The sequence below is a fragment of the Streptomyces lacaronensis genome, from assembly GCF_047337785.1.
Taxonomy (GTDB): domain Bacteria; phylum Actinomycetota; class Actinomycetes; order Streptomycetales; family Streptomycetaceae; genus Streptomyces; species Streptomyces lycopersici.
The window spans coordinates 7,166,362-7,193,179 of record NZ_JBLHDK010000003.1; the positions used below are offsets into that span (position 1 = coordinate 7,166,362).

Annotated in this window: 28 protein-coding genes; 18 read left to right on the forward strand and 10 right to left on the reverse strand. The window is 71.1% G+C overall.

Features of this window, described 5'->3' with window-relative positions; genetic code table 11:
• Positions 1–227 precede the first annotated feature (227 nt).
• Genes ACMTAK_RS31160 through ACMTAK_RS31175 form a run of 4 tightly spaced genes read right to left on the reverse strand, consistent with a single transcriptional unit; the run spans position 228 to position 4,306 of the window.
• On the reverse strand, positions 228–1,004 hold the full coding sequence (locus tag ACMTAK_RS31160) for a hypothetical protein (RefSeq protein WP_413809244.1): 777 nt from the start codon (positions 1,002–1,004) through the stop codon (positions 228–230).
• Complete coding sequence (locus ACMTAK_RS31165) at positions 1,005–1,514, reverse strand: hypothetical protein (protein ID WP_413809245.1); 510 nt, start codon at positions 1,512–1,514, stop codon at positions 1,005–1,007. It abuts the gene before it with no gap.
• Positions 1,511–3,748: a glycoside hydrolase domain-containing protein gene (locus ACMTAK_RS31170; protein ID WP_413809246.1), complete on the reverse strand. Its 2,238-nt coding sequence runs from the start codon at positions 3,746–3,748 to the stop codon at positions 1,511–1,513. The genes ACMTAK_RS31165 and ACMTAK_RS31170 overlap by 4 nt, the downstream gene beginning before the upstream one ends.
• Before the next feature lie 30 nt (positions 3,749–3,778).
• Complete coding sequence (locus ACMTAK_RS31175) at positions 3,779–4,306, reverse strand: hypothetical protein (protein ID WP_413809247.1); 528 nt, start codon at positions 4,304–4,306, stop codon at positions 3,779–3,781.
• Between the two features lie 502 nt (positions 4,307–4,808).
• Between ACMTAK_RS31175 and ACMTAK_RS31180 the strand changes: the two genes are divergently transcribed.
• Positions 4,809–5,402 carry a lytic polysaccharide monooxygenase auxiliary activity family 9 protein gene (locus ACMTAK_RS31180; RefSeq protein WP_413809248.1) on the forward strand — a complete coding sequence of 198 codons (594 nt, stop codon included), beginning with the start codon at positions 4,809–4,811 and terminating at the stop codon, positions 5,400–5,402.
• Between the two features lie 86 nt (positions 5,403–5,488).
• Here ACMTAK_RS31180 and ACMTAK_RS31185 read toward each other — a convergent pair whose 3' ends face one another.
• Positions 5,489–5,698 carry a DUF397 domain-containing protein gene (locus ACMTAK_RS31185; protein ID WP_413809249.1) on the reverse strand — a complete coding sequence of 70 codons (210 nt, stop codon included), beginning with the start codon at positions 5,696–5,698 and terminating at the stop codon, positions 5,489–5,491.
• A gap of 17 nt (positions 5,699–5,715) precedes the next feature.
• Positions 5,716–6,600: a DUF5753 domain-containing protein gene (locus ACMTAK_RS31190; protein WP_413809250.1), complete on the reverse strand. Its 885-nt coding sequence runs from the start codon at positions 6,598–6,600 to the stop codon at positions 5,716–5,718.
• A 154-nt stretch (positions 6,601–6,754) separates the two neighbouring features.
• On the opposite strand from ACMTAK_RS31190, the gene ACMTAK_RS31195 reads away from it, so the two are divergent.
• The 6 genes from ACMTAK_RS31195 (at position 6,755) to ACMTAK_RS31220 (ending at position 11,944) form a co-directional block, all read left to right on the forward strand.
• Positions 6,755–7,156 (forward strand): ATP-binding protein, encoded by a 402-nt coding sequence (locus ACMTAK_RS31195; RefSeq protein WP_413809251.1) that lies wholly within the window; start codon positions 6,755–6,757, stop codon positions 7,154–7,156.
• A 49-nt stretch (positions 7,157–7,205) separates the two neighbouring features.
• Positions 7,206–7,610, forward strand: a complete 405-nt coding sequence (locus ACMTAK_RS31200) for a hypothetical protein (protein ID WP_413809252.1) — start codon at positions 7,206–7,208, stop codon at positions 7,608–7,610.
• A 427-nt stretch (positions 7,611–8,037) separates the two neighbouring features.
• The gene (locus ACMTAK_RS31205) at positions 8,038–8,832 is read left to right on the forward strand and encodes a response regulator transcription factor (protein WP_413809253.1); all 795 of its coding nucleotides are present in this window, start codon (positions 8,038–8,040) and stop codon (positions 8,830–8,832) included.
• A gap of 54 nt (positions 8,833–8,886) precedes the next feature.
• The gene (locus tag ACMTAK_RS31210; protein ID WP_413809254.1) at positions 8,887–9,813 is read left to right on the forward strand and encodes a DNA-binding response regulator; all 927 of its coding nucleotides are present in this window, start codon (positions 8,887–8,889) and stop codon (positions 9,811–9,813) included.
• A gap of 488 nt (positions 9,814–10,301) precedes the next feature.
• The gene (locus ACMTAK_RS31215; RefSeq protein ID WP_240813168.1) at positions 10,302–10,865 is read left to right on the forward strand and encodes an ABC transporter permease; all 564 of its coding nucleotides are present in this window, start codon (positions 10,302–10,304) and stop codon (positions 10,863–10,865) included.
• A 26-nt stretch (positions 10,866–10,891) separates the two neighbouring features.
• Positions 10,892–11,944, forward strand: a complete 1,053-nt coding sequence (locus ACMTAK_RS31220; protein ID WP_413809255.1) for an ABC transporter substrate-binding protein — start codon at positions 10,892–10,894, stop codon at positions 11,942–11,944.
• A gap of 17 nt (positions 11,945–11,961) precedes the next feature.
• On the opposite strand, the gene ACMTAK_RS31225 is transcribed toward ACMTAK_RS31220, so the two are convergent.
• From ACMTAK_RS31225 to ACMTAK_RS31240, 4 genes are all read right to left on the reverse strand, one after another.
• Entirely contained in the window at positions 11,962–13,230 is a 1,269-nt protein-coding gene (locus ACMTAK_RS31225; RefSeq protein ID WP_413809256.1) for an MFS transporter, read from the reverse strand.
• Positions 13,227–14,009 carry an LLM class F420-dependent oxidoreductase gene (locus tag ACMTAK_RS31230; protein WP_413809257.1) on the reverse strand — a complete coding sequence of 261 codons (783 nt, stop codon included), beginning with the start codon at positions 14,007–14,009 and terminating at the stop codon, positions 13,227–13,229. The genes ACMTAK_RS31225 and ACMTAK_RS31230 overlap by 4 nt, the downstream gene beginning before the upstream one ends.
• 73 nt (positions 14,010–14,082) lie before the next feature.
• On the reverse strand, positions 14,083–15,099 hold the full coding sequence (locus ACMTAK_RS31235; RefSeq protein ID WP_413809258.1) for a zinc-dependent alcohol dehydrogenase: 1,017 nt from the start codon (positions 15,097–15,099) through the stop codon (positions 14,083–14,085).
• Between the two features lie 75 nt (positions 15,100–15,174).
• On the reverse strand, positions 15,175–16,740 hold the full coding sequence (locus ACMTAK_RS31240; RefSeq protein ID WP_413809259.1) for an MFS transporter: 1,566 nt from the start codon (positions 16,738–16,740) through the stop codon (positions 15,175–15,177).
• Between the two features lie 344 nt (positions 16,741–17,084).
• Here ACMTAK_RS31240 and ACMTAK_RS31245 point away from each other — a divergent pair, with 344 nt between their 5' ends.
• The 11 genes from ACMTAK_RS31245 to ACMTAK_RS31295 all read left to right on the forward strand — a co-directional run bounded on the left by ACMTAK_RS31245 (position 17,085) and on the right by ACMTAK_RS31295 (position 26,815).
• On the forward strand, positions 17,085–17,834 hold the full coding sequence (locus tag ACMTAK_RS31245; protein WP_413809260.1) for a helix-turn-helix transcriptional regulator: 750 nt from the start codon (positions 17,085–17,087) through the stop codon (positions 17,832–17,834).
• 286 nt (positions 17,835–18,120) lie between these two features.
• Positions 18,121–18,372: an acyl carrier protein gene (locus tag ACMTAK_RS31250; RefSeq protein ID WP_020871025.1), complete on the forward strand. Its 252-nt coding sequence runs from the start codon at positions 18,121–18,123 to the stop codon at positions 18,370–18,372.
• Positions 18,373–18,411: 39 nt separating this feature from the next.
• Entirely contained in the window at positions 18,412–19,653 is a 1,242-nt protein-coding gene (locus ACMTAK_RS31255) for a beta-ketoacyl-[acyl-carrier-protein] synthase family protein (RefSeq protein WP_413809261.1), read from the forward strand.
• Complete coding sequence (locus ACMTAK_RS31260) at positions 19,650–20,795, forward strand: beta-ketoacyl-[acyl-carrier-protein] synthase family protein (RefSeq protein WP_413809262.1); 1,146 nt, start codon at positions 19,650–19,652, stop codon at positions 20,793–20,795. The genes ACMTAK_RS31255 and ACMTAK_RS31260 overlap by 4 nt, the downstream gene beginning before the upstream one ends.
• Complete coding sequence (locus tag ACMTAK_RS31265) at positions 20,792–21,934, forward strand: beta-ketoacyl synthase N-terminal-like domain-containing protein (protein ID WP_413809263.1); 1,143 nt, start codon at positions 20,792–20,794, stop codon at positions 21,932–21,934. Before ACMTAK_RS31260 ends, ACMTAK_RS31265 begins: the two co-directional genes overlap by 4 nt.
• Positions 21,931–22,923 (forward strand): hypothetical protein, encoded by a 993-nt coding sequence (locus tag ACMTAK_RS31270; RefSeq protein ID WP_413809264.1) that lies wholly within the window; start codon positions 21,931–21,933, stop codon positions 22,921–22,923. Before ACMTAK_RS31265 ends, ACMTAK_RS31270 begins: the two co-directional genes overlap by 4 nt.
• Positions 22,923–24,191 (forward strand): beta-ketoacyl synthase N-terminal-like domain-containing protein, encoded by a 1,269-nt coding sequence (locus tag ACMTAK_RS31275; protein WP_413809265.1) that lies wholly within the window; start codon positions 22,923–22,925, stop codon positions 24,189–24,191. The genes ACMTAK_RS31270 and ACMTAK_RS31275 overlap by 1 nt, the downstream gene beginning before the upstream one ends.
• Positions 24,188–25,297: a beta-ketoacyl synthase N-terminal-like domain-containing protein gene (locus ACMTAK_RS31280; protein ID WP_413809266.1), complete on the forward strand. Its 1,110-nt coding sequence runs from the start codon at positions 24,188–24,190 to the stop codon at positions 25,295–25,297. The genes ACMTAK_RS31275 and ACMTAK_RS31280 overlap by 4 nt, the downstream gene beginning before the upstream one ends.
• Positions 25,294–26,085 carry an SDR family oxidoreductase gene (locus tag ACMTAK_RS31285; RefSeq protein ID WP_413809267.1) on the forward strand — a complete coding sequence of 264 codons (792 nt, stop codon included), beginning with the start codon at positions 25,294–25,296 and terminating at the stop codon, positions 26,083–26,085. Before ACMTAK_RS31280 ends, ACMTAK_RS31285 begins: the two co-directional genes overlap by 4 nt.
• The gene (locus ACMTAK_RS31290) at positions 26,082–26,408 is read left to right on the forward strand and encodes a DsrE family protein (RefSeq protein ID WP_262699779.1); all 327 of its coding nucleotides are present in this window, start codon (positions 26,082–26,084) and stop codon (positions 26,406–26,408) included. The genes ACMTAK_RS31285 and ACMTAK_RS31290 overlap by 4 nt, the downstream gene beginning before the upstream one ends.
• Complete coding sequence (locus ACMTAK_RS31295) at positions 26,408–26,815, forward strand: hypothetical protein (protein WP_413809268.1); 408 nt, start codon at positions 26,408–26,410, stop codon at positions 26,813–26,815. Before ACMTAK_RS31290 ends, ACMTAK_RS31295 begins: the two co-directional genes overlap by 1 nt.
• Positions 26,816–26,818: the final 3 nt, after the last annotated feature.

Here is a 26,818-nt window from a genome sequence, read left to right on the forward strand (position 1 = left end):
GCAACCCAACACCCCCTCCCCGAGGGGCGGCCGGTGCGATCGACCGGCGCACCAGCCGCGCCCGACCCGGTCCGCACCACGGTGCGCCGGGGGCGGACCCTGGCGTGGCCGGTCATCGACGACGTCACGGTCAGCGCCTGCACGCCCTGCCCATCCTGCGACTGATCGCGAAAGGGAGCCCTCGGCGCCCACGCGCCGGGGACTCCCCGGTCTTCCGCGGAACTTCGTCAGGCCGCCGCGCGCTGGCCGCGGGCCAAGGACGTCGCGGCCTTGCGGCGCCCCGGCGCGAGCACGTCGACCGGCGCGCCCGCGCCGCTGCCCGGCGTCTCGTGCCAGCGGTCCAGCCGGGCCACGACCTCGGCCAGCCGCCGATCGCCGGGCTGGACGGCCACGTAGAAGAGCGACTCGTCCGGCTTCCGGTCGTCCCCGCCCCAGCGGACCACGCCGTCGAGCTCGGCGAGGATGTCGCGGATCACGACCTCCTGCTGGGGGAAGAAGCCGCCCTTGGCGCCCGGCGGGTAGTGGCCGGGCCGGATCCGGATCGCCGTCCCCGATGCCTGGTTGCCCTCCGGCAGCCCCTTGCGGACCGTGCCGGGGCTGCGCCAGCCGATCACATCGCCCTTGCGGAGCTCGTCGATCTCGTAGTGGAAGCGGCGGATCACATGGACCAGTACGGTCTCCGGTGCGCCGATGCGGACGGTGACGCCCTCCAGCGGGGTGCCGGGCACCGGACGGGACCAGATGGCTCCGCCGCCGTCGGCGACCTTCTCCATCTCCCAGCCGTTGGGGCTCGGTCTGCCCGTCAGCACCCGGGCCCGGTTCGCCTGATAGCGGCGGTATGCCTTCCGGATCTCCTCGCCGGTGGGCGTCTTGGAGTGCGAGGACGCGGCGTACGCGGGCGCCGCCAGCAGCGCGGAACCGGGGAGGGAGGCCAGCGCGGCCGCGCCGAACAGCGCACCGGAGCGGGCGAGCAGCTGCCTACGGGATGGGTCGAACACGCTCATTCATCGTCCCCTCGTGACGGTAGGGCTGGTGGACCGGTTCTGGTCGCGGGCCACGACGGATACGGCGCCCGCAGCGATGGCCAGGACGAAGGCGATGCCCATGGCCGGGTTGACGTATCCGGGGACCGCGGCGTCGTAACTTCCGCCCTCGTCGATCCGGCAGGTGAAGCGAAGGGGAAGGTAGCGCGCTGAATAGCGGTCGACCTGAGCCGCCTTCTCCGGGCTGCGAGCCTTGGCGCACTCCTCGCGCATGGTGTCGCTTTCCATGAACATCACGTGGAGCGCACCCCAGATGTACAAGGCGATGGTCGCGCAGACGGACAGCAGGGCGATTCCGCCGAACCATTCGGCCCGCGTCTTCCGGCGGCCCCTGCGCTTGGCCATGCCGGAGCCGAGGAGGGCGATCAGGGTGCAGAAGGTGATGACCCCGATCAGGCAGATGAAGAGCAGCAGGATCGAGCTGAGTCCATCCGGCGAATCGGACGCCAGCGATGAAGGTGCTTCGTTCACCGCATCATCCTGTTGTACTTCTCGAAGATGTAGTAGAGCGGCATGCGCTTCTTGGCGTCGGTGAAGGCGGGCTCACTCGGGCCCTGATAGCGCCGCAGCACCTCGTAGATCTCCGACTCCTTGTAGTCCAGCGAGGGCCGGCGGATCCCCGTCTCCTTGTCGACGCTGCCGGGCTTGCCGTCGGCTCCCCAGATATGGGCGTGGCCGACGGAGGTGAGGGCGAAGTCGTTGTCCGTGCGGAGCTTGTCCCACACCGAGAAGATGTCGGAGTCCTTGTCCGGGTCCTTCGGGGTGCCGGTCACCAGGCCGGTCCTGATGGAGTTGTTCCAGCAGAGAACGCCCACCAGTCCGAACATCTGGGCCACTCCGGTGCTGCTGTCGCGCAGCGACACCACCCCGGGCAGGTCCTTGGCCCAGTCCGGCACATAGTCGTTGTGGTAGAGCCACACCCCGGCGTCCTTGACCAGGTCCTCATTGCCGTAGTGCCGGAACTCCCAGAACGCCGTGGTCTGGATGAGCGCCTTCCGCATGCCGTAGGCCCGTGCCGTATTGGTCACGGCGACATCCCCGGCGATGATCGTTTCCAGGCACTGGGTGGTGGTGTAGATCCGGCCGTCGTCCTCGGGGAAGCCGATGGATTGCATGTACGTCTGGACGTCGGCGAGAAGCCCCGGGAAATAGGCCTGGTTGAAGAGGCTGTCCGGCATCGACGCCACCGGGGGATTGAACGACCCCTGTCCGGTGTCCAGGCCGGAGGCGATGTTGTTGTCGATGTTGATCGAACCGTCGCCGGAACCGATCGTCTTGGTGACGACCTGGTCGAAGGCCCAGTTGGGCGGCAGCGGATAGCCGTAGTTCCCGGAGAAGCCGCTGGACATGTCGGAGACGAAACTCGCCGTGGCATGGCCCGCCTCGGAGACCCGGATGCACACATTGCGCGGGCCGTAGACCCCGATCTTGTACCGGTTCCCGGCGATGGCCATGCCGTCCACGATGCCCTTGAAGTGCGGCAGCACATTGTCGGTGACCTCGTAGTCGTACGCGTCGAAGTCCACGGCGAAGAAGATCCGGGTGCCGTCCTTGAAGCCGTGGTCATCGGCCGCGTTCGCCGCCGCGATGGCCGCCGCGTTGCCCGCGGCGTAGTTGAACCCCGAGGCGTCGCGGCCGAAGGTCTGATAGATCGGGAAGCACCGGAGCCCGTTGTCGGCGATGGTCTCCAACTCGCCGATCTGGATGGCCTTCTCGGGGAGGTCATTGCTGAGGGGGTTGGTGAGATAGCGGCCGATGTACTTGTACCCGGCGGCCTTCAGGGTGGTGGCGCGGGCTTGGGTGATCTTGGTGACGCCGTCGCACGCCTGGCCCTTGCGGTCCTGGTCGCCGTAGGAGACCAGGAGCGACGCCCAGGTGGAGTAGTCGCCCTTTCCGGTGACCGGGAGCTTGGCGAAGTCCTGGAAGCCGTTCACCGCGGATTGCAGCGCCGATCCGAACGAGGTGCTGAACGGCACATTGGGCCGCTGGTTCAGGATCATCGCCGCGGAGAACAGCCGTACCCAGGTGCTGGTCTCGCCCGAGGCGACGGTGTGCTGCTTCAGCCCGGACTGGGTGCCGGGGCCGAAGTTCCCGTTGGCCACACCGTCGGCCATGCCGAGCTCGTACTGCACCGCCAGCAGCATGGACTTGGCGACGGTCCGCGAGTGGTGACCGTCGCACGGGATGATGAAGTAGTCCTGGCGCTTGACGTAGTTGGCGTTCAGATGCTGCTGCACCGTGCGGATGCCGGCGCCGCCGTCCCCGGTGACGATGTAGGCGTCCATGGTGAGCAGCCCCTTGAAGACCTTGGGGGAGAGGCTGCCCGCCTCGAAGACGCCCGCCACCCCCATGTCGGTCATCAGCTCGGTGAGCGAGTTCGCCACCGTGGAGCTGAACACCCCGTCGATCCCGCCGCCGTTGTACCCCTTGCAGTACAGCCCCGACTGAATGATCTTCGTGAATTTGGCCGAGGGCGTCGTACTGGCGTTGAGCTTCGGATACTTCGACTGGAGCGTGCTCAGCGTGGTGGGGCCGAAGCTGTCGGAGAGGCTGGTGATGCCCAGCTCGTACTGGAGCGCCCGGGTGAGCGCGTACATCACGGTCCAGCTCGTCTTCCCGTCGACCTCGAGCGCCGGAATGCCCAGCTTCCCGCCGTATGTGTCGTTGATGAACTTCTGCGCCCGCATGACCAAGGCGTCGGCCATGACGTCTCCTTCAGTGCCGAGTGACGGGGGTCAGTTGCACGCGAAGACGTAGTCGGACTTGTAGTTGATGTAGAGGCTGCTGGAGGTCTTGCCCATCTTGGCGGTCACCGGGGCGCAGGCGAGGCTGGAGACGTAGACCGGGCCCGCGTACTGGCTGAAGTTGCCGGAGTCGGTGTCGCAGCCGGTGCCGTCCACCTTGCAGACCTTGAGGTACATGTACTGCGAGGCGCCGTAGTTGTTGTCCAGGATCGCGCAGCCCTTGCCGCCGTTGGTGTAGCTGAACAGCGTGGCCAGGCGCATGCCCGGGTCGGTGCCCTCGGGCAGCGGAATGACCTTGTTCAGCGCGTAGCCGGTGCCGCACACGGTCGCGGCGGCCGCGGTCGGCCCGGGGTTGGCCTTGGCGAACGCCTTGGTCTCGGCCGACGCCCGCGGGGACACCTTGACGTCGGTCGCCGCGGGGCGCTCGGCGGCGGAGGCCTGGGGCGCGGTCAGGGTCAGGACGGCGGCCGCGGCGGAGGCGAGGGCGGCACCGACGGCGGATCTGAGGATCGTGGACATGGACGTACCCCTCCCGTAAAGGCTGATGAGAGCGAAGAACGCGGGGGCCTCTCCCCAAGGCCCGGACGCGGCAACAAGCGCTTTCCGCGCTGTGGTCGCACGGAAGATATGCACTGGTCGTGGCCTTGGACAAGGGGTCTAGACAAGTCCGGGAGCGGAGTCGAGCCCTCCGGTGGCGAGCCGTCACGGAGGAAGTGTCGGGCGCGTCCCCAATGAGGGGATAAAGCAACGGATGTGTACCGAGCTCGGTATACAGAGGGTTGATATGTGTCCCTGGTCACTATCTCCGGACTCGGCGGGCGGGTGTCGCTGCGGCCGTGAGTGATCGCGAAGGGCGGTGGAGCTCCGCCGAAAAGCGACTGGGGCCTCTCGGAGAACCGAGAAGCCCCAGGCCGGTCGCCATTGGTATGGACATGACTATTACCCCCGGATACTCTCAAACTTGGTCTAGACCGCCGTGCACGGCTCGTCGAAGCACTCCCCACGTCTTCAGGAGCGAAGCATGCGCAAGAAGATCAGCGCCGCCGTCATCGGCATCGGTCTCGCGGCGATTTCCGTCCTCGCGACCGGCGGCAGCGCCTCCAGCCACGGCTACACCGACTCGCCCATCAGCCGCCAGAAGCTGTGCGCCAACGGCACGGTGACGGGCTGCGGCGACATCCAGTACGAGCCCCAGAGCGTCGAGGGCCCTAAGGGCTTCCCCGCGGGCGGTCCCGCGGACGGTTCGATCTGCGCGGGCGGCAACAGCCGGTTCTCGCAGCTCGACGACCCGCGGGGCGGCAGCTGGCCCGCGACCAAGCTGACCGCCGGCCGGAGCTACACCTTCAACTGGCGGTTCACGGTCTCCCACGCGACCACGGACTTCAAGTACTACATCACCAAGAACGGCTGGAACCCCAGCCAGAAGCTGACCCGTGCGAGCCTGGAGTCCCAGCCCTTCCTGACCGTTCCGTACAACGGTCAGCGTCCGCCGTCCACGCTCTCCCACTCGGGGACGATCCCGAGCGGTAAGACCGGCAGACATATGATCCTCGCCGTGTGGACCATCGCGGACACCTCGAACGCCTTCTATGCCTGCTCGGACGTACAGTTCTGACGTCGCTGGTGTGGTGCCGTCCCGGGGCGGCACCACACCGTCGTCACACGCGTCACACGCGTCACACGGTCACACGCGTCACACGATCAGGCGTCGAACGCGCCCGCTTTCGCGCTCCGGACGAAGCCGGCGAGGACCGCCGGCACGGTGGTCAGTACGGTGCCGGGGTCGTCGCTCTCCCGCAGCCGGACGTGGCCGGCGGCGGCGGTGACCTCGACGCACTGTCCCTCGCCCACGGAGTACGAGGACTTGCGCCAGTGGGGGTGGCGATGCGCGGTCATTGCAGAGGTGTTCATATGTGGGGCCCTCTTTCTCATACCAGACCAGCGATGAGGGCCTTCGTCGCATCCGTGGACAGCGCGCACTCCACGATATGGCCGAAGGCGTCGGCGAAGACGTTGACGTCGTCGACTCCTTCGACGTATGTGGGGCCGCGCAGGTTCTCCTGGGTGACGACATCCGGCATGGGCCCCGGGAAGGCCACGAGTGTGAACGCTCCCGCGTCCCCGGGGTTGGGGGCCGCGTCGATCGGAATCACCTGGAGGGTGACCGTGGGCCAGTCCGCCACGTCCAGCAGCCGCTTCAGCTGAGCTGCCATGATGCCGGGTCGGCCGGTGAACCTGCGGCGCAGCGCCGCCTCGTGGATGACGGCCCACAGCCGCAGCGGGTGGCGGGAGCGGGTGAGAACGGCCTGCCGGGCCAGGCGCACCTCGGCGAGGGCGTCGACCTCGGAGGCGGTGCGGGCCACGGCGTTCGCCGCGATGGTCTCGCGGGCGTAGTCGGCCGTCTGGAGCAGACCGGGGACGACCAGTGAGGCGTAGTCGCGGACGCTCTCCGCGTCGCTCTCCAGTGAGATGTAGTCGGCGTAGGCGGGGCCCACGACGCCGCGATAGGTCTGCCACCAGCCGCGTTTGCCCGCGTCCTTGGCCAGTCCCTCCAGGGCTATGCGGGTGCCCGGGTCGGTGACGGCGTAGGCCCTCAACAGGGTTTCGACCTCGGTGGTGCGGATCGTCGCGTTGGCGTTCTCGATCCGGGAGAGCTTCGGCGCCGTCCAGCGGCGGGCGTCGGACGATCCGTTCGCGGCCGCGTTGAGTGCGTCGGCCGCCGCGTCCAGTGTCATCCCCGCTTCGGTGCGCAGTTTCCGTAGCGTGGAGCCCAGGCGCCTGCGCCGAACGGTGGGCACTGGCTGGTAGGACATGTCGCCAGTCTGTCGTATTGCCAACTACGCCTACCAGCCAGGCATATGCCAGTCTTGTGCGAGTGGGTCGAAACATTGCGAGTGGGACGTTCCATAGGCCAGGATCGCTAGGGGACACGGCAGCGCGTCGTGCTTTGGAGGGGCCCCGGAGCATATGGCTGAGAACATCTCACAGCGATACGAACTGCGCCTCCGTGCCCATCCGCGGATACTCGCGGACGTACGCCGCGCCGTTGGGGCGCGACTGCGGCTGTGGGGGCGTGAGGAGCTGATCAGCGCGGCGGGGATGTGCGTCACCGAGCTGCTGTCCAACGTCCACAAGCACGCGGTCTCTCCCGAATGCGTCCTCACCCTGGAGAACCTTCCGTACGGGATCTACGCGGCCGTCAGCGACACCGAGTCCGGGCTGCCGGTGGTCAAGGAGCCGGACTTCCTCTCCGAGAGCGGCCGGGGGATGTTCCTGCTGAGCAAGACCGCCCATGACTGGGGCACGGATCTCACCCCGACCGGCAAGACGGTCTGGTTCACCCTCAGCGCGGAAGCGGTGGAACCGTGACCAGCGGCGCCGGTAGCGTAGGGCCCCGGATGAGGGCAGGGGGTGGGCCATGGACCCGGTGACGGCGGGCGCGCTGGTCGCGGCGGTCAACGCGGCGGCGTCGGGCGCCGGCGGCGAGGCCGGGCGGCGGGCCCTGGAGTCCTTCGGCACGCTGGTCCGCAGGGTGCTGCGGCGCGGCGAGGGCGAACCGGCCGGTGAGCCGGAGCCGGGCGGTCCGGATCCGGTGGCGATTCCGTACGACGACGGCGCCCGGCTGCGCCAGTTGGCCGATCTGCTGGTCGAACGGGCCCGGCGGGACCCGGAGTTCGGCCGTGACCTGGCGGCCTGGATGCGTGAGCACGGCGAGTCGGCCGGGCAGGCGGGGGCCGTGCACAACCGCATCGGGGGCAACGCCCGTATCACCGGCCCGGTCATCCAGGCCAAGGACATCAACGGGCCGATCAGCTTCGGCTGATACCGGCTGACAGCGGTGGCCACCCCCGCATGAGGGGAGGGGGCGTCCGGTGCCGAGTTGGCAATTACCGGACACCGGCCCCCACTCCGCGTCGCCGAACGGCGTCGAATCGCTGCGGTCCGTAGTTCCCCCGGGTCCGGAAGGTGCACTCGTCGGTAACTTGTGGACACGCGCCCCCGGCGCATCGACTGCGCGGCAGCATGACGCGCGCCGCCGCACCCCGTTTTGACAACTCTTTACCTCACGCCCCGCGTTGACGCGGTCGCTGTGCGCGAATTAGTGTCGTCGTGGATTTCGCACAATGCTGCCCGCGCATTTCGGGGCAGGGAAATTGACGAGAATCAGGCCGGTATTCGCATAACCAGGTCACTGTCACCCGGCAGGGGAAGTCATGGTTGGTCTTGTGAGGGTGTCCGAGCCTTCTCCCATGAGCACGGAGAGCACGGAGACTCCCTCGTCAGGCGCCATCGACTATGTCGAGCACGCGCTCCTGACCGCCCGTGATCTGATCGAGTCCACGGTCACCAGGCACCGAAGGGAGCTGGCCCAGGACTCCTGGGCGGGGACGGCTCTGGGGAAGGTGCCGCTCGCCGAGGTCGTCGACACGCTGGTCGACTGCGCCGAGCGGACCGTCGGCGTGGTGCTCTCGGGAAACGAGGAGCAGACGCGGGCCGTCTGCGCCGCGCTCGCCCGCCCGGCCAGGGGGGCCCGGCGCGCCGTCGTCGTACGGCTGTTGTGCGAGGAGCCGGTGCTGGCCTCGGGGGCGGTACGGGCGCTGGCGCGCACCGATCCGCGGTGCGAGATCCGGATCTGCGACGGCGGGCTGCCTGCGTTACCCGAGGCGCTGCTCATCGACGCCGAGGTGGTCTACCTCAGGAGGGGGCCGTCGGAGCCGGGGCGGGGCCCGGGGCAGGCGTCGCTCGTCGAGGACCCCGCCACGGTGCGGGCCTTGGAGATGATGTTCGCCGGGACCTGGGGGAACGGCGTGGCGCTCACGGACTATCCGCGGCTCGGCGGGCGGTTGTGCCCGGACTCCGTACGGCGGATCCTGGAGTGTCTGCGCACCGGCCACACCGATGAGGTGGCGGCGCGCCAGATGCAGGTCTCCCTGCGTACCTACCGCCGGTACGTGGCGGAGATCATGCGCGAACTGGGGGCCAACTCCCGCTTCCAGGCGGGGGTGCGGGCGGTGGAAATGGGGCTGCTGCCCAGCCGTCACTGAACGGGGCTCGAGACCTTGACCACGTCACGAGGCGGAAAGTGCGGGAATATCGACATGATGGAGCGCGGACGCGATCCTGTACCGGAGGCCGCGCTCGCGGGGGACACCCTGGAGGGAACGCTACGGGAGGTACGGGACCTCATTGAGTCCACGGTGATCCAGCACCGCGCCCGGCGGACCCGGGACGCGCGGTTCACCGAGGTGGGGGTGGAGGACGCCGCGTTCCTCGCCGCCGCCGAAGAGGTGATCGGCCAGGCGGGGCGGAGCGTGGACGCCGTCTTCCCCGAGTGCTCGTCCCGGATGGCGCCGGCGCAGGCCGCGCTCGGCGCGCTGCTCACGGACCTCGGCGAGCCGGTCGGGGTGCGGGTGCTGCGCGGCAGATCCGCACCTGGCACCGGATCGGCCGGGCACGCCTGCGGGTCCACGGGGGCCGCCGGACCCGCCTCTGGTCCCGGACCCGCCTCTGGTCCCGGACCCGCCGCCGGAACGGCGCCGTCGGGGCCCGTACCGCGGCCCATCCCCGGGCCCGCGCCACCCGCCGAGACATCCGGCCCCGCCCCGGCCGCGCATCCCGCGCAGGTGCGGATCGCGTCGGTGCCGCTGCCCACGGCGGTGATCGCCGACGGCCGGACCGCCCTGGTGTGCACCGAGGCCGAGGAGGGGCGGCAGACCTCGGTCATCGAGGACCCGGTGGTGGTGGCCACCCTGTACGGCATGTTCCGCTCCATCTGGGGCGGCGCCGTGCCCGCCGCCCGCCCGCTCGACTTCGGCAACCGCGCCCGCACCGAGATGGTCCGCCGGGTGCTGGCCCGGCTGCGCGACGGGGTCACCGACGAGGCCGCCGCCCGCGACCTGGCGATCTCGGTGCGTACGTACCGCCGCTATGTCACCGGGATCCTGGAGCTGCTGGAGGCCAACTCCCGTTTCCAGGCCGGGGTGCGCGCCACTGAGCTCGGCATCCTTGGAAATACGTCCACATGATAATTTCGTTTTCCCCATCGACATTGTGATCCGGAGCGTGCTGGCGATAGGTTGCCTGCGGGCGTGCCGAGATCTGGTAACAGCCGGTAATGCAAGGGGATTTGGGGATGACCGAAGGGCACGGAAGGGGCGCGACCGCCACGGCGGGCGCGGACGGCGAGTCGACTGCGGACGAGCCGCATTCACCCCGACCGGGACATGCGCGAAAGACCGGCGACGGCGGCGGAAATGGTGAGAAGTCGCGGTCCGGGGCCGGCCGGAAAATGACCGGAGCGGCATCCGGAACGGCTCTCGCCGGCCGACGCGGAACGCTGTTCCGGAGTGTGCTGCCGCCGCTGGTATTCGGGCTGTCGCTGCTTGTCGTCTGGGACATCGTGACCCGGACCGGCGCCGTTGCGGAGTTCTATCTTCCGGCTCCGCTGGACCTCGCGCGGCAATTCCTCGATGACGTCTTCCACGGCGATCTCGTCGACTACACCAAGGAGACGGTGTGGGAGGCGCTGGCGGGCAGCGGTATCGGCATCGGGGTGGCGCTGCCGCTCGGCTATCTGATCGCCCGCAGCGAGATCGCCGCGGCGGCCCTCCAGCCGTATGTGGCCGCCTCGCAGGCCATGCCCGCGGTGGCGCTGGCCCCCCTGCTGGCCCTGTGGATCGGGTACGGACTGCTGCCCATCGCGGTCCTCTGCGCGCTGCTGGTCTTCTTCCCCATCCTCGTCAACACCGTACTGGGGCTGCGTTCGCTGGACCCCGATGTGATGGGGGCCGCGCGGGTGGACGGGGTGGGGTGGTGGGGGATGCTCTGGTACATCGAGCTTCCGCTCGCCCTGCCCAGCGTCCTCGCGGGGGTGCGCAACGGCCTCACGCTCTCCATCACCGGCGCGGTCGTCGGTGAATTCGTGATGGGCGGCGACGGCCTCGGGCAGCTGCTGTCGGTGCAGCGCCAGGAGGCCGACACCATCGGACTGTTCTCGACGCTCGTCATGCTCGGCCTTCTCGCCGCCGTCTCGTACGGAGTGGTCCGCCTGGTCGAGCGGCTCGTTCAGCGCGACTGACAACTTTCACCCAAGAGGAGAAGTACGTGCGTTTCGTGCAGACGTCCATGAGGCGTGCCCAAAGACATCGGGTCACGGGCGCGGCCGCCCTCGCCTCGGTGGTGGCGCTGGCCACTTTGACCTCATGCGCCGAGGAGCCGAAGAACGCGGGGGCCAAGGGCGGCGCAAGCATCACCGTGGGGCTGACCTACACCCCCAACGTCCAGTTCTCGCCGTTCTATGTGGCCGCCGAAAAGGGCTACTACAAGGACGCCGGACTCAAGGTGACACTGCGCCACCACGGCGCGGCCGAAGATCTTTTCGGGGCCCTCACATCGGGCAAGGAAGATGTGATCTACGCGGGCGGTGACGAGATGCTTCAGGCGCGCGCCAAGAATGTGCCCGTCGTGGACATCGCCACCTTTTACCAGAAATACCCGGTGGGGCTGATCGTGCCCAAGGAATCCGACATCCGGACCCCCGCCGACCTCAAGGGCCGGAAGATCGGCACTCCCGGTGCCTTCGGCGAGACCTATTTCGGTTTGCTGGCGCTCCTGAAGGAGGGCGGCCTTTCCACCAAGGACGCCAAGGTACAGAACATCGGCTTCACCCAGCAGGCGGCTCTCACCGGAAACAAGGTGGAGGGGGTGATGGGCTATCTGAACAATGACGCCGTCTCGTTCAAGGAGGCGGGCAAGGCCGTCCGGTCGATAACCCTCAACTCGGGCTCGGCGGGGGATCAGCTGGTCGGCGTGGGTCTCGGCGCCAAGAAGAAGACGCTCGACAAGCGCGGCGACGACATCAAGAAGTTCGTCGACGCGTCTTTGCGTGGATTGCGCTATGCGATCGACCACCAGGACGAGGCCATCAAGCTCAGCGAGAAGTACGTACCGGGGCTGCGCGGCGAGAAGCAGCGGAACAACGCCCGCGCGGTGCTCAGGGCCACGGCGCCGCTGATGAAGAACGACCAGGGCGAGCTGGGCGCGATCGATCCGCAGACCTGGACCCGGATGGCCGACTTCATGTACGACCAGGGGCTCCTGGAGAAGAGCGTCACTCCTGAGGATGCCTACGACACGTCGTATCTGCCCAAGTCGTAGCCGGGTTCGGCGGGTGGTCAGGTGCTGCCCGTCGTCCGGCTGTGCAGCGCGGCGGCCACCGTGAACGCGGCCGCCGCGCCCAGCGCGAGGGCCAGCCAGCCGCCCGTGGCCGAGGCGTTGGCCACGACGAACAGCCCGATCGGTGGGCCGGAGGCGGTGCCCAGGTTCCAGGCCAGCGACGCCAGGGCGCTCGCCCGGCCCACCGCCTCCTCGCCGGACCAGCGCAGCAGCAGCGGATAGAAGGCGGAGGAGTACATCAGCTCGCCCGCCGCGAAGATCACCGCGAAGGCGAGCAGGAGTCCGTACCGCACGCCGGCCGGGGCCGCCTCCCCGGCCAGCGCCGCGCCCAGACCGCAGCCGAACGCCCCGGTCCACAGCACCGGTCCGGCGGCCAGGCTCACGGTCTCCGGCAGCCGTTCCAGCCGGCGGCGGAGCAGCGGCTGAAGGGCGATCAGGGCGAAGGAGTTGGCCGCCACCACCGCGCTGACCCAGCCCAGCGTGACCGCCATACGGTCGTGCATCAGCAGCGGTACGGTCGCCTCGATCTGGGTGAAGCCGACGATCGCGAAGAGCGCCTGGGCCAGGATCAGCAGCGCCATCGGACGGGCCCGCAGCAGGGTCCGATAGGTCGGCCCGGCCCCGGACGGCCCTGATCCCTCGGACGGCTCCGCGGGCTCGTGCCGTTCCCGCCGCCGGGGCCGTACGCCGAGGATCACCGCGATCAGTGGCAGCGCCGCCAGCCCGTTGGCCAGGTACAGCCAGCGCAGCGCCCCCACCGGCGTGGCCGCGCCGTGCAGCGCGAGCCCGGCCGCGACCGAACCCAGCCCGATCCCGGCGTTGTTGACGATGTGCCGGATGGCGAAGGCCGAGCGGCGGCCGCTCTCGGGGACGGCGGTGTCCACGATGCCCACGATCGAGGCGTAGAAGAGCCCGAAGCCCGCCCCGACGCACACCCCCGAGGCCAGCACCAGCGCCACCGAACCGGCGGGTGCCAGCAGGGCGTACCCGGCCGCGAGCGCCGCGCCGCCCAGGGCGCCCACCCGGTGCGGGCTGCCCCGGTCGGCCAGCGGCCCGCCGGCCAGGGCGGCGGCGAAGCTGGCCGCGGCCATCGCGATGAAGTAGCCGCCCGCCGCCCGGCCGCCGAGCCCCAGCAACTGGCTGATGTAGATCGAGGTGAACGGGAAGCACAGCCCGTTGCCCAGGCTGGAGAGCAGCAGCGCGCCCATGAGCAGGCCGAAGCGGCGCCCCAGGGGCGTACGGGGCGCCGTGGCGCGTATGGCCGTCACGAGGTGAGCGCGGCGCGCACCTTGAGCAGCTCCTCGACCCTGCGCAGGTCGTACGGGGCCGGGAGGGAGAGCACCACATGGACCGCCCCGGCCTCGGCGAACCCCTCGACCAGCGGCAGCTGGTCCGGGTTGACCATGACCGTACGGGCCACCTCGCCCGGGTCCCGGCCGACCCGTTCGCACCACTCGTCCAGCACGCCGCTCAGCTCGCGGAACTCGGCGACCGGGTCCTCGGAGGCCCAGCCGTACCAGTTCCACCAGTCGGCCTCGCGGGCCACCAGCTCCAGGGTGCGCCGCCGCCCGGCGCCGCCGATCAGCAGCGGAAGCGGGCCCGCCGGGCCGGGGTTGAGCTTGGCCAGCCGCTCCTTGACGGCGGTGACGGACGCGGCGAAGGCGTCCATGCGCCCGGCCGGTCCGGGGAAGGGCAGCCCGTACTCGGCGTGCTCGGCCTCGAACCAGCCCGCGCCCAGACCCAGCACCAGCCGCCCCCCGCTGAGCTGGTCGACGGTGCGGGCCATGTCCGCCAGCAGATCCGGATTGCGGAACGCGGTGCAGCTCACCAGCGGCCCGATGGTGGCCCGCCGGGTCTCGACCGCCATCGCGGACAGCAGCGACCAGCACTCGTAGTGGCGCCCGGCGGGGTCGCCGGTGTGCGGCAGGAAGTGGTCCCAGGTCCACAGCGAGTCGACCCCGATGGCGTCGGCCTCCCGCCACGCGGTGCGCAGCTCGGCGATTCCGGTGTGCTGGGGATGGAGTTGGACGCCTACGCGCACGGACACGGAGGGGAATCCTTTCTCTTGGCGGTTCGGGTCTTTTGCCGGTTCGCCCGCGGCGGTCGGGCGCCGCGGACGGCTACGGCGTGACGACGACGCGGTAGACGGGCGTCTCCGCGGCCTGCTTGAGCGCCTTCTCGACCTCGTCCAGCGAGTAGCGCGCCGTGACCAGCGTCTCCAGCCGCCCGGACAGCCGCCCGCCGCGCAGCAGTTCGGCGGCGGCCCGCCAGTCGTCCGGCTCATGGCTGAAGGAGCCGGTGACGGTCAGTTGGCGGCGGTGCACCTCATAGCCGGGGAGTTCGGCGGGCGGGCCGCCGGGGCCGCCGCCGTAGAGGACGATGGTGCCGCCGTCGGCGACCGCGGCGAGCGCCGAGGCGATGGCCTCCTTGGACGCGATGGTCACGAAGACCACGTCCGCCGGGGGCAGCTGTCCGATGTCCTCGGGCGTGACGGCCGCGTCGGCGCCCGCCGCCGCGATGGCGGCCAGCCGCTGCTCGTCCCGTTCGACCACCGCGACGCCGCGGGCCTGGAGACGCTCGGCGACGGCGAGGTGGAGATGGCCCATGTAGCCGGCGCCGATGACGGTGACCCGGTCCCCGGCGCGGAAGCCGCCGCGGCGCAGCGAGTGGACCACACAGGCCAGCGGTTCGCCCATGGCGGCCACGGCGGGGTCGACGTCGCCGACCGACCACACCCGAGAGGCGGGCAGGGCGATGTACTCGGCGAGCCCCGCGCCCATGGTGATCGCGCCGTCCTCCCGCTTGTGCCCCTGGAGCGCGACACAGATGGCGGTTTGGCCGCGCCGGCAGCTGCGGCAGGCGCCGCAGCGCGGCAGCCCGTCGAGGGCGACGAGGGAGCCGACGGCGGGCATGTCCTCCAGCGCGGCGGCCTTGGCGCCGATCCGCTCGACCCAGCCGGATATCTCATGTCCGGCGGCGGCGGGGTAGACCGTCATCCGCCCCGCGTAGAGATTGGCCTCCATGGTGCAGATGCCGCAGGCCGCGATGCGTACCAGCACCTCGGAGTCACCGATGTCGGGGACAGGTATCTCTCTGGTCTCCACCTGGCCTGCCGCCGTGATGACAGCTGTACGCATATGAACTGCCTTCCCCGTTACGGATGTTGTGCCGGGAGGCTATTCCGGGGCGACGGGGGTGGCAAGGAAGAACGATCACATGCTGGATCGCGCTCCGGAAGATGTCCTGCGGAAGCCCCACCAGATGATCAGGGCTCCGGCCGCGGCGGCGGCCGCGCCGACGACGGAGGCCACGTGCATGGCGTGGACGAACCCCTCGTCGGCGATGTCCGACAGCCTGGGCAGCCGCATCTTCGCGCCGAGCAGCCGGGTGGCCTCGGGCGACTCCGCGGCGCCGTCGGCGGCACGGGACGGCAGTCCGCTCAGGCGCGGGGTGACCCGGTCGCGGTAGACGCTGACCAGGACGGAGCCGAGGACCGCCACCCCGAGGACGCCGCCGATCTGCCGCAGCGAGTTGTTGACGGCGGAGCCCGCGCCGGTCCGGTCGGCGGGGAGGATCGCCATGATGGCCTCGGTGGTGGGGGCGACGGCGGCGCCCATACCCAGGCCCTGGAGGATGAGGAAGACCCAGAACAGCGGCAGTCCGCTGTGCTCGTCGAGGAACACGTAGGCGACGAAGCCGGTGGTGGCGATCAGCATGGCCGCGGTCACGACCGGGCGCACCCCGTAGGCCCGTACCAGCTTGGCCGAGAGCGGGGCGCCCAGCAGCACGCCGAGGGCGACGGGGGCGATGGAAAGACCGCACTCCAGCGGGGTCTGGCCGTGGACGCCCTGGAGATAGAAGCTGGTGTAGTACATCGAGCCGTTGAGCCCGAAGAACGTGAGCATGACGGCGACGCTGGCGCCGGTGAAGCGGATGTCGCGGAAGAGCCGTACGTCGAAGCTGGGGTTGGCGACGCGCAGTTCGACGAGGACGAAGACCGCGACCAGCACCACACCCCCGGCCAGCGAGCCCACGATGGCCGGGTCGGTCCAGTCGTTGCGGTGGCCGCCCTCGATGACGCCCCAGACGATGGCGAAGAGCCCGGCGGTGGAGAGCACCACGCCCAGCGGGTCGAACTTCTGCCGCACCCGGCTGACCACACCGGGCAGGAACACGAATGATCCGGCCACGCACAGCAGCACGATCGGCACGTTCACCAGGAAGACCGAACCCCACCAGAAGTGGTCGAGCAGCGCTCCGCTGAGCATCGGGCCGGTGGCGATCGCGATTCCACTGGAACCCGACCAGATGGCGATGGCGGTGGCCCGGTGCCGCTCGTCGAAGACCTGGGCGATCAGGGCGAGGGTCGCGGGCATGATCAGGGCGCTGCCGATGCCCATCGCGCCGCGCGCCACGATCAGTTCGGTGGCCGAGCCGGAGTAGGCGGCCCATGCGGAGGCAGCGCCGAAGACCACCATGCCGGTCAGCAGTAAGCGGCGGTGGCCGTAGCGGTCGGCGAGCACCCCGCCGGTGAACAGCAGCACCGCGAAGACCAGGGTGTAGGAGCTGATGCTCCACTGGAGCTGATTGGGGCTGGCGCCGAGCCCCTCGGTGGGGTCGGCCAGGGTCTTGAGGGCGACGTTCAGCACGGTGTTGTCCAGCCACACCGCGAGTTGGGACAGGACGAGCACCGAAAGCGCGAGCCATTGGCGACCGGTGGGGGAGTGTGAAGGACCGGCCTGGGTGGCATCGGTGGTCGCGGTGTTCTGTGCAGCCATGGGGGCGGCGCCTTTCGGGACCCAAGGCATGGTGGGGGGTCCGCGTCGTATGGCAAGGGATGGCGTGCTGGCTCCAGAGGAAGTTACCAATCCGCCGAGCGGAGGCGCAGCCCCTTGCCGACACGGGGAGGTGTGGTGGCCGGAACGCGAGGGTATTTCCCGGCGGGAAGTGTCCCATAAGGAGCGATCTTCCTTGCCGTGCGCCAGGGGGCTCGTTACTGTTCCCGGAAAGGGAACGGGGGTGTCCTTTGAGCCATTTCGGAATTCAACCAAATGGGCGAGTGCCTATTGATGGATTTGACGGGGAGGTGGGCACGGGGGGCGCGGTTCGAACGGAGCCGGACATGGGGTCGGACAACCTGGAGGAGACTCTGGGCCAGGCGTTACGCCTCCTGGAGTCCGCCGTGCACCACCACCGTCGCTCCGCGCTGGCCTCGGCGTCCGCCGAACTGCCGGTGGACGGGGAGGCCGTGGCCGGGTGGGTGGCGCGGCTGGTGCTGCGCGCCGAGCGGGACGTGATCTGGAGTCTGCCGGAGGTCATGGGCGAGGACCACGCCCGGCTCGTCGGGCAGACGCTCGCCCAGCTGGCGGGCAAGGGGGTCAGGACCCGGATGCTGTGCCCGCCCGTGGTCATCCGGGGCGCGGCGTGGCAGCGCTCGGTGGGCACCGTGGCGCGCCTGGAGGTGCGCGTCTTCGAAGGGGTGCGGCAGGAGTTGGTGGTCGTGGACGGCGCGGCGGTCATCGCGCCCGACGCCTCGCCGGGCGAGCCCGGCGGCTCCCGCGCCTCGATGATCCAGAACTCGACCGTGGCCGATATGCTGCACCAACTGCTGTGCGGCATGTGGGACACGGCCCAGCGCCCGATGCGGCCGCTGTCGTTCGAGGGCGGCGCGCGCGGCCGGGTGCTGCGCGAGGTGCTGACGCTGATGGCGGAGGGCTACAAGGACGACGCCGCGGCGCGCAAACTGGGCCTTTCGGTGCGTACCTACCGTCGCTATGTGGCCGACATCATGCGGGACCTCCAGGTCGAATCGCGGTTCCAGGCCGGAGTGCGCGCCGTGCGCGCCGGGCTGATGGAGTCCGACCCCGAGTAGGGGTGGGTCGTAACACCGGGACGGCAGCCGGGTTGTTGGCGATTTGAACGATATTGGCACGCTTCTGTCCGCCGGCGACCTGGCAGCTTCCTGCAGATTCCATCTTCTGACTATGGGGTAACCGGCTGCCGTCTGCAGCTTTATGACACGCCGACTAGTCGAACGCTGGTGTTCATCGGGTGCGTGACAGCTAGTGGACTCTGGGGTTGTCCCCTCCCGAACCGGCGCCTAGCGTCAGCGGAAGCTTCGTCGCTTTGCCCATGCCCGAAAATGGAGGTGCGCGGTAATGACCGCCATCGTCGAAGAGCGTCGTGAAACCATCAAGGAAATCGTCACCGATATTCTTGAGATCGACCCCGACGAGGTCACCGAGACCAGTCTCTTCAAAGAAGAGCATGACGCGGATTCACTGCGTGCCATTGAAATACTCGCGGCATTGGAGAAGACCTTCAATATTGTCATAGACCAGTCCGAACTCAGCCGGATGGTAAACCTCCGGGGTGTCTATGAGGTTGTCTCCGACGCGGCGGGCTGGTGACCGCCGGATCCTGGCGGACTCCTCGGAAGGCAGGGCGAAATGCGTGGTGAGCCGGGTCGTAGGGTCGTTGTCACCGGCCTCGGGGCGGTGTCCGGCATCGGCGTCGGCGCGGCGGAATTCCTCGCCGGACTGCGCGCCGGAAAGAGCGCGGCGGGGCCCATCACCGCGTTCGACACGGAGGGCTTCGACCGATCTACGGCGTGTGAGGTCAAGGATTTCGAGCCGGACCGGTGGATTCGAAATCTCGATGTGCGGACGCTGGGCCGGGCGAGCCGGTTCTCGGTCGCGGCGGCCCGTATGGCGGTGGCCGACGCCGGATTCCCCGAGCCGGAGAGCGCGCTGCGCGACGTTCCCTGTCTGATCTCCGTCGGCACGACCGACGGCGAGTCCAGGGACCTGGACCATCTGGTCGAGGAGGAAGTGGACCTGGGGCCCGAGCGGATGGACCCCACGGTCGCCCGGCGGGTGCCCGCGGGGCGGCTGTCGAGCGCGATCGCCCAGGAGTTCGGCCTCACCCGCGCCGAGGCGGTCACCCTCCCCACCGCGTGCGCCGCCGGGAACTACGCGGTCGGCTACGGCTACGACGCCATCCGCGGCGGGGACGTGGACGTGGCGCTGTGCGGCGGCGCCGACGCGCTGTGCCGCAAGACCTTCACCGGCTTCTACCGCCTCGGCACCATCGCCCCCGAGCGCTGTCAGCCCTTCGACAAGGACCGCAAGGGCATCCTGACCGGCGAGGGCGCGGGCATCCTGGTGCTGGAGAGCCTGGAGTCGGCGCTGGCCCGCGGCGCCCGTGTCTACGCCGAGGTGCTCGGCTACGGCCTCAACTGCGACGCGGACCACCCCGTGGCCCCCAACCAGGACAGCGTGGTCCGCTGTATGCGGCTCGCCCTGGAGAACGCCCGCGTCAAGCCGGACGAGGTCGACTTCATCTCCGCGCACGGCACCGGCACCAAGGCCAACGACATCACCGAGGCCCGCGCCATCCGCCAGGTCTTCGGGGACACCGCCCCGCCGCGCACGGTCTCCATCAAGTCGATGATCGGCCATTCCATGGGCGCCGCCGGGGCCTTGGCCTCGATCGCCTGCTCGCTCGCGCTCACCGAGGGCTTCATCCCGCCGACCATCAACCATGAGCACACCGACCCCGAGTGCGGTCTGGACTGTGTGCCCAACCAGGCCGTGGCAGCGGACCTGAAGGTGGTCCAGAACAACGGGCTGGCCTTCGGCGGCAACAACGCCGTCGTCATCTTCGGCAAGGCCCGAGCGGACTGGTCATGAGTCAGCTGGTGACGGGCGCGGGCGCGGTGGCGAGCGTGGGCGAGGGCGTCGACGAGGTCTTCCGGGCCCTGTGCGCGGGCACCAGCGGACTCGGCGAACTGCGCGGCTTCGACCGGGAGCGGTACCGGACCCGCCACGCCTACGAGATCGACGACCGTCCCGCGCCCGGCACCGACCTCCCGGGCCGCGCCACCGACTGGCTGCTGCGCGCGGTCGGCGAGGCCGCGGCCCAGGCGGGGCTCGGCGAGGACCTGAGCGAGGTGCCGGTCCTCGTCGGCACCGGGCTGCGGGAGCTGCGTTCGGCCGAGCTCGCCTGGCGCGACGGCACCGCCTTCGACATCGACCGGCTGCACTTCGGCACCGCGCTGCGGACACGTTTCGGCGCGGTCCGCACCCACACCTTCTCCGGGGCCTGCTCGGCCTCCCTCTACGCGCTCGCACTCGCCGCCGACCTGCTGACCACGGGGGCCGAGGACACCGTCGTGGTGGCCGGAGTCGACACTCTCACCGAGTCGATGTACGGGCTGCTGGACCGCGTCAACGGCGAACCCCCCGACCGCGTCCGGCCGTTCGACCGGGACCGCCGCGGCGTGCTGATGGGCGACGGCGCGGCCGCCGTGGTGCTGCGCCGGGAGGAGCCCGGCGCGGAGACCCGCGCGCTCGGCCGGGTGCGCGCCGTCAGCATGAACTGCGACGCGAACCATGTGACCGCCCCCGACCCCCAGGGCATCGCGCGGGCGGTGCACGAGGCGCAGTGGCGGGCGGGCGTCAAACCCGGCGAGATCGATCTGGTGCTGCTGCACGGGACCGGCACCCAGCTGAACGACGCCGCCGAGGCGACCGCCATCGCCGAGGTCTTCGGCCGCGAGGTCAGCGGGCCCCTGATGACCGCCATAAAGTGCATGACCGGCCACACCTCGGGCGGCTCCGGGCTGCTCAGCCTCATCGTCGCGCTGGAGTCCCTGGCCTCCGGCCGGGTGCCGCCCACCCTGGGCCTGGCCGAACCGCTGCCCGAGGCCGAGGCGTTCCGCTTCGTCCGGGAGGAGGCGCGGGAGGGCGGGGATCTGCGGGTCGCGCAGATCGACGCGTTCGGCTTCGGCGGGGTCAACGCGGTCGCCATCGTCGAGAGGGCCGGCCGATGACGCGTGGCCGCGGCGAAGTCGTCGTCACCGGCGTCGGCCTGGCCGTCCCCGGCGTCGCCACCCCCGAGGCGCTGCTGCGCCGCACCGCCTGCCCCGTCACCGGGCCCGCCGCCGAACCGTTCGACACCGCCGCCCGGATCGGCCGCCGGGGCCACCGCTACAAGGACCGGGCCACCCGGCTGGCGCTGTGCGCCGCGCTGGAGGCGCTGCGGAACGCGGACCTGATCCCCTCCGACGGCGAGGAGGTGACCGTGCCCGGCGACACCGTCGGCGTGGTCGCCAGCTCCAACCTGGGCAACCTCGACACCGCCTGTCTCACCGCCGCCGCCATCGCCGAGCGGTCGGCCGTGGACCTCAGCCCCATGAGCCTGCCGAACGCCTCCAGCAATGTGATCGCCTCCTGGGTGGCCATCCGCCACGGGCTGCGCGGCCCCAACCTGATGCTGTGCAACGGGGCGACCTCCGGCCTGGACGCCGTGCACTGGGGCGCCACGCTGGTCGCGGCGGGCCGGGTCCGGCGCGCGGTGGTGATCGGCGTGGAGACGCACAACGCCGTCGTGGAGGATCTGCTCGGCCGGTCCGCCAGTGAGCTGCTGGACGGCGCCGCCGCCGTCGTCGTCGAGGGCGCGCGCTGGGCCGAGGCCCGGGGGGCGCGAGCCGTCGCCGCCCTCGGGCCGTACGAACGGCGGGCCGGGCTCGGCGGCTGCGTCGAGGCCCTGCTGCCCGACGGCGCGGCCCCCGGCGTCTGGTTCACCCCCGAGTGTTACGCCGAGGGGCCCGCCGGGGCCGTACCGGTGCCGGGGGCCGTGCCGCGCTACGACGTCACCGGTGCGGTGGGCCGGGCCTCCGGGGCCCTCGGGGTGTTCCAGTGCGCGGCGGCCGTCGGCTGGCTGGCCCGCGCCGGGGCCGGGGCCGGAACTGGAGCCGGAACCGGGCCGGAGGCGGGAGCCGGGAGCGTCTTCGAGGCCGCCGGTCCCGGGGCCGCGCCGGACCCGGTGCCCGCGTCCCGTCAGGCGCTGATCACCAGCGGGGACGACACCGCGGACGCCGTGGCCGGACTGCTGCTGCGCCCCGCGCCCGACCGGTGCCCCCCGCACCCCGCACGTGCCCCCCTTATCTCCATGGAGTGTTCCCGATGACCGCCGTCGCCCCGCCGATGTCGACCAAATCCCTGCTGACGGACGTCACCACCGTCCGGCTGCGCCCGCGCTACGAGGGGTCGAACATCTGCACCTGGATCGGCTTCAAACACGTCAACTACCTCGTCGAGGAAGCCGTGCTGGTGCACTTCGCGGACTCCGGGGCGCCCGCCCGGCGGCTGTACGAGGCGCACGGCCTCGGGCTGGACATCGTCGCCCTGGAGACCCGCATCCTGCACGCCCTCCACCTGGACGACGTGGCCGAGGCCGAGGTGGTGCCGGACACCGAGGACGACGACCGCACCCTCGGCTTCCGGGTGACCCTCCGCGTGGAGCGCGACGGCTCGGTCCTCAAGGCGGTGGCCGCCAAGGTGCGGGTTTCGCTGCGCGCCGACACCTATCTGCCGGAGCTGGATGAGCCCCCCGCCGAGTTCGCGCCGTTCGTGGTGGACCGGCTGGGGGCCGAGGCGCGCACGGGCGAACTCGCGCCGATCCGGGTGCGGATGCCGGACGGGGACGAAGCCGCCGTCCTGGCGTCGCTGACCGCGGGCCGCAACGCCTACGCCTGGAAGTGGAACATCCCCTACCCCTACTGTCACTTCACCGAGCGGCTCCAGATGTCCGGCTATCTGCGGCTGTTGGAGGAGGCCAAGGACCGCTTCGTCCTCGACCGTGGCATCTCCATCAAGACCCTGCTGGACGACCGCAAATGGATACCGGTCGTCCCCCAGTCGTCGGTGCGTGTCCTCGACGAGGCGGTGATGGAGGAGGACCTCTACACCGTCTACACGGTCGAGGAGATCTTCAAGGACCTCACCTACACCGCCCGGATGGACTGCTTCGTGGTCCGCGACGGCGCGCTCACCCTCACCGCCACCGGCCGGATCACCCACGGCTACGCGGTGATCGACAACCGCAGCGACTGGCGGCTGGTCCCCTTCGACCGGCGGGTGCTGGACGCACTCGGCGGAGAACAGAGCGGCACCTGATGGACGACGTACTGGTCACCGGCCTCGGCGCGCTGTCCCCCCTGGGCGCGGGCGTCGATGCCTTCTGGCGCGGGATGCACAAGGCGGACACCGCGCCGACGCGCGTCCCCGATCCGCTCGCCCACATGGACCATCCGCTGATGTACCTGGTGCCGGAGGCCGACATCCCGGACGGGCCCGAGGAGCAGGACGGGCTGCCGCTGGGGCGCGGCTCGCGGTTCGCGCTCGCGGCGGCGCGCGAGGCGGTCGCCGACGCGGGGCTGGCCGCGCTGCCGGGGCCCTCCGGGGCGCCGGAGCCGGAAGCCGGGCCGGGCACGGGGCCGTACGCCACGGGCGGCGGGCTCGATCCGCGCCGGGTGGCCGTCGCGCTCAGCACCGGTATGGGCGACACGGATCTGCACGAGGGCTGGTGGACCGGCGAGGCCCCCGCGTCCGGCCGCTGGGCGCCCCCCTTCCCGCTGGCCTCGGTGGTCGGCGGGTGGTTCGGCGCCCAGGGCGTCAACACCTGCGTCAGCAACGCGTGCGCCGCCAGCGGCTACGCGCTCTCGGTGGGCGCCGACCTGATCCGCTCCGGCGAGGCCGACGTGGTCATCGCGGGCGGCGCCGAGGCGTACTCCCGAGTCGCCCTGGCCTGCTTCAACCGGCTGGGCGCCATCGACCCCGAGCGCTGCCGCCCGTTCGCCGCCGAACGGCGGGGGACCGTCTTCGGCGAGGGTGCCGCCGTGCTCGTCCTGGAGTCCGCCACGCACGCCCGCGCGCGCGGCGCGCGCACCGTCTACGGCCGTCTGGCGGGCGCCGGCTGGAGCTGCGACGCCTACCACGTGACCGCCCCCGAGCCCTCCGGCGAGCAGATCGAGCGCGCGATGCGCGACGCGCTCCGGGAGGCGGGGGCCGGGACCGGATCCGGGGCCGGATCCGGTCCCGGCGGGCTGGGGTTCGTGATCCCCCACGGCACCGGCACCGAGCTCAACGACGTCGTGGAGAGCCGGGTACTGGACGCGCTGACTCCCCGTACGCCCCTCTACAGCGTCAAGGCGCTCATCGGGCACACCGGCGGCGCGGCGGGCGCGTTCGCCGCGCTGGCCGCCAGCTTGGTGCTGCACCACAGAACGCTGCCGCCGAACGTGCCGGTCGGCGAGCAGGACCCGGAGTGCGCGGTGCCGCTGCCGTCCGGCTCCGCGCCCATGACCGGGGCGTACGGGCTGGTCAACGCCTACGCCTTCGGGGGCAACAACATCTCGCTCGTCTTCGGGGAGGCCGCCGCGTGAGCGACGAACCGGCCGTCGGCCTCGTGGTGACGGGCATCGGCACCGTGGGCGCGGACGGCTTCGACTTCCGTACGGCGCTCGGCCGGCACGGCTACAAGTACCTGCCCGCCGCCTCCCAGTACTTCCTCGCCGCGGCCAAGCGCGCGCTGGCCCAGGCGGGGCCGGACGCCCTGGCGGCGGTCGGGCCCGAGGAGCGGGGCGCCGCGGTGGGCACCAACAGCGCGGCCGTCGCCCTGCACCACACGATGGACCGTACGGTCACCGCCACCGGGGCGGGCGATCTGTCCCCGGTCACCGCGCCCTACTTCTCCATCAACCTCTTCGGCAGCCGACTGGCCACCGAACACGACCTCAAGGGCTTCAACCTCACCTTCACCAGCCCCCGGGTCGCGGGCCTGGAGGCGCTCCAGACCGGCCAGCGCGCCCTCGCCACCGGCCGGGCCCGGCGGCTGCTGGCCGGGGCCACCGAGGAGGCGCTGCCCGCGGTCGAACCGGGGGCGGACACCTCGGAGGCCGGGGCCGTCGCGCTGGTACTGGAGCCCGAACCGGCCGCCCGCGGCCGGGGGGCGGCGGCGCTGGGCCGGGTGGGCGTCCGCTCGTTCTTCCTGCCGCCGAAGGCGGCCGCCTCCGCCGAGGGGGCCGAGCGGGCCGCGGCGCTGCTGCGGGACGCGCTGGACGCCCTCGGCCACCGGCCGGACCAACCTTTGACCGTCACCGCCGTCCTCGACGGCTCCCCGGTCGGCGAGGCCATGGCGGCGGCGCTGGACGAGAAGGCGCTGGGCGGGCGGGCCCTGGCGGGGAAGCCCGAGCGGGTCCCGGCGGGCGCGGGCACCCTGGAGCCGGTGGCACGCGTGGCCGCCGCCCTCGGCGCACCGGAGGGCCACCCCCACGCCGTGGTCACGGCGGCGGCCGAGGGGAACGCCGCCGTCTGCCTGGTGACCCCGGGCGCCCAGCTGGACGCACTCTCCGGGACCGAAGCGAGCGCCCAGCTGAACGCACCCACCGGGGTCGAAGCAAGCGCTGTGCCGGACGCGCCCGCCGGAGCCGACGCGGGCGCCGGAGACGAGCAGCCCATGAGCGGACGACGGAGGGCGAGCGATCGATGATCACCCGACTCGAAGGTTCCTGGTGCCTGGTCCTGGGCGCCTCCAGCGGTATGGGCCTGGCCATCGCCCATGAACTGGCCCGCGAGGGCGTCCACGTCCTCGGCGTCCACTTCGACACCACCGACGGCCAGGAGAAGGCCGCCGTCGCCCGGGAGGAGATGCGCGGCCACGGCGTCGAGGCCCACTTCTTCAACGCCAACGCCGCCTCCGCCCGCACCCGCGAGGAGCTGCTGCCCCGGTTCGAGGAGCTGACCGGCGGCACCGGCATCCGGATCGTGGTGCACTCCCTCGCCTTCGGCACCCTGCTGCCGTACGTCGGCGCCGAGGGCGAGGACAGCCTGACCGCCCGCCAGATGAACATGACGCTCGATGTGATGGCGCATTCGCTCGTCTACTGGACCCAGGACCTGTTCACCGCGGGTCTGCTGCGCCAGGGCGCCAAGGTGTACGCGATGACCAGCGCCGGGGGAACCCGGGTGATGCCCCACTACGGCGCCGTCTCCGCCGCCAAGGCCGCCCTGGAGTCGCATGTGCGCCAGCTCGCCCTGGAGCTCGCCCCCTCCGGCATCGCCGTCAACGCGCTGCGCGCCGGGGTCACCCCGACCCCGTCCATGGAGCGCATCCCCGGCAGCGACCGGCTCGCCGCGTACGCCCGGGACCTCAATCCGCACCGGCGGCTGACCCGGCCCGAGGACGTCGCCGAGGCGGTCTCGCTGCTCTCGCGCACCGACTCCTCCTGGATCACCGGCAATGTGATCGGCGTGGACGGTGGTGAGCTGCTGACATGACGGCTCATCTGCTGATCGAGAGCGGCGGGCCGCAGACCGGACCCGCGTGTGAGCGGTTCCTCGGCGATGCCGCGCGGCTGGCCAGGGACGGCCACCAGGTGGTGCTGTTCCTCGTGGAGAACGGCGTGACCGCCGCCGTCCCCGGCACCGCCCCGGGCATCGAGACGTTCCTGAGCGACGGCGGCGAGCTGTGGGTGGACACCTTCTCCGCCGCCCAGCGCGCCCTGCCCGCCGCCGATCTGACGCCCCGGGCGCGGCTGGTGGAGATGGACGACGTGGCCGCCAAGCTGCTGGAGCCGCGGCTCAGGGCGGTGTGGCACTGATGCCCAGGCCCGTCCCCCGTACCGATGTGCTGCTCAACCTCTTCGGCGCGCCCCACCAGACCGACCTGGTCACCTCGGCGCTGCGGCTGGCGGCCGCGCTGCTGCACCGGGGCGCCCGGGTACAGATCTGGACCTGCGGCGACGCCACCCGGCTGACCGGCGCGGCCCTCGGCGACGCCAAACCGCGCGACTACACCGACCTGGGGCGCGAGCACCCCTCCACCGCCCGCGTCGTCCGCGAGCTGATCGAGGACCATCCCGACCGGCTGTACTGGTACGTGTGCCGCTTCTGCGCCGAGGAGCGCGGCGCCGCCGCGCAGATCCCGCAGGTCCGCAAGCGGGCGCCGTTCGTCTTCGCCGAGCATGTGAACGCGGCGGACAAGAGCCTGCTCATGGGGGTGTGCTGAGCC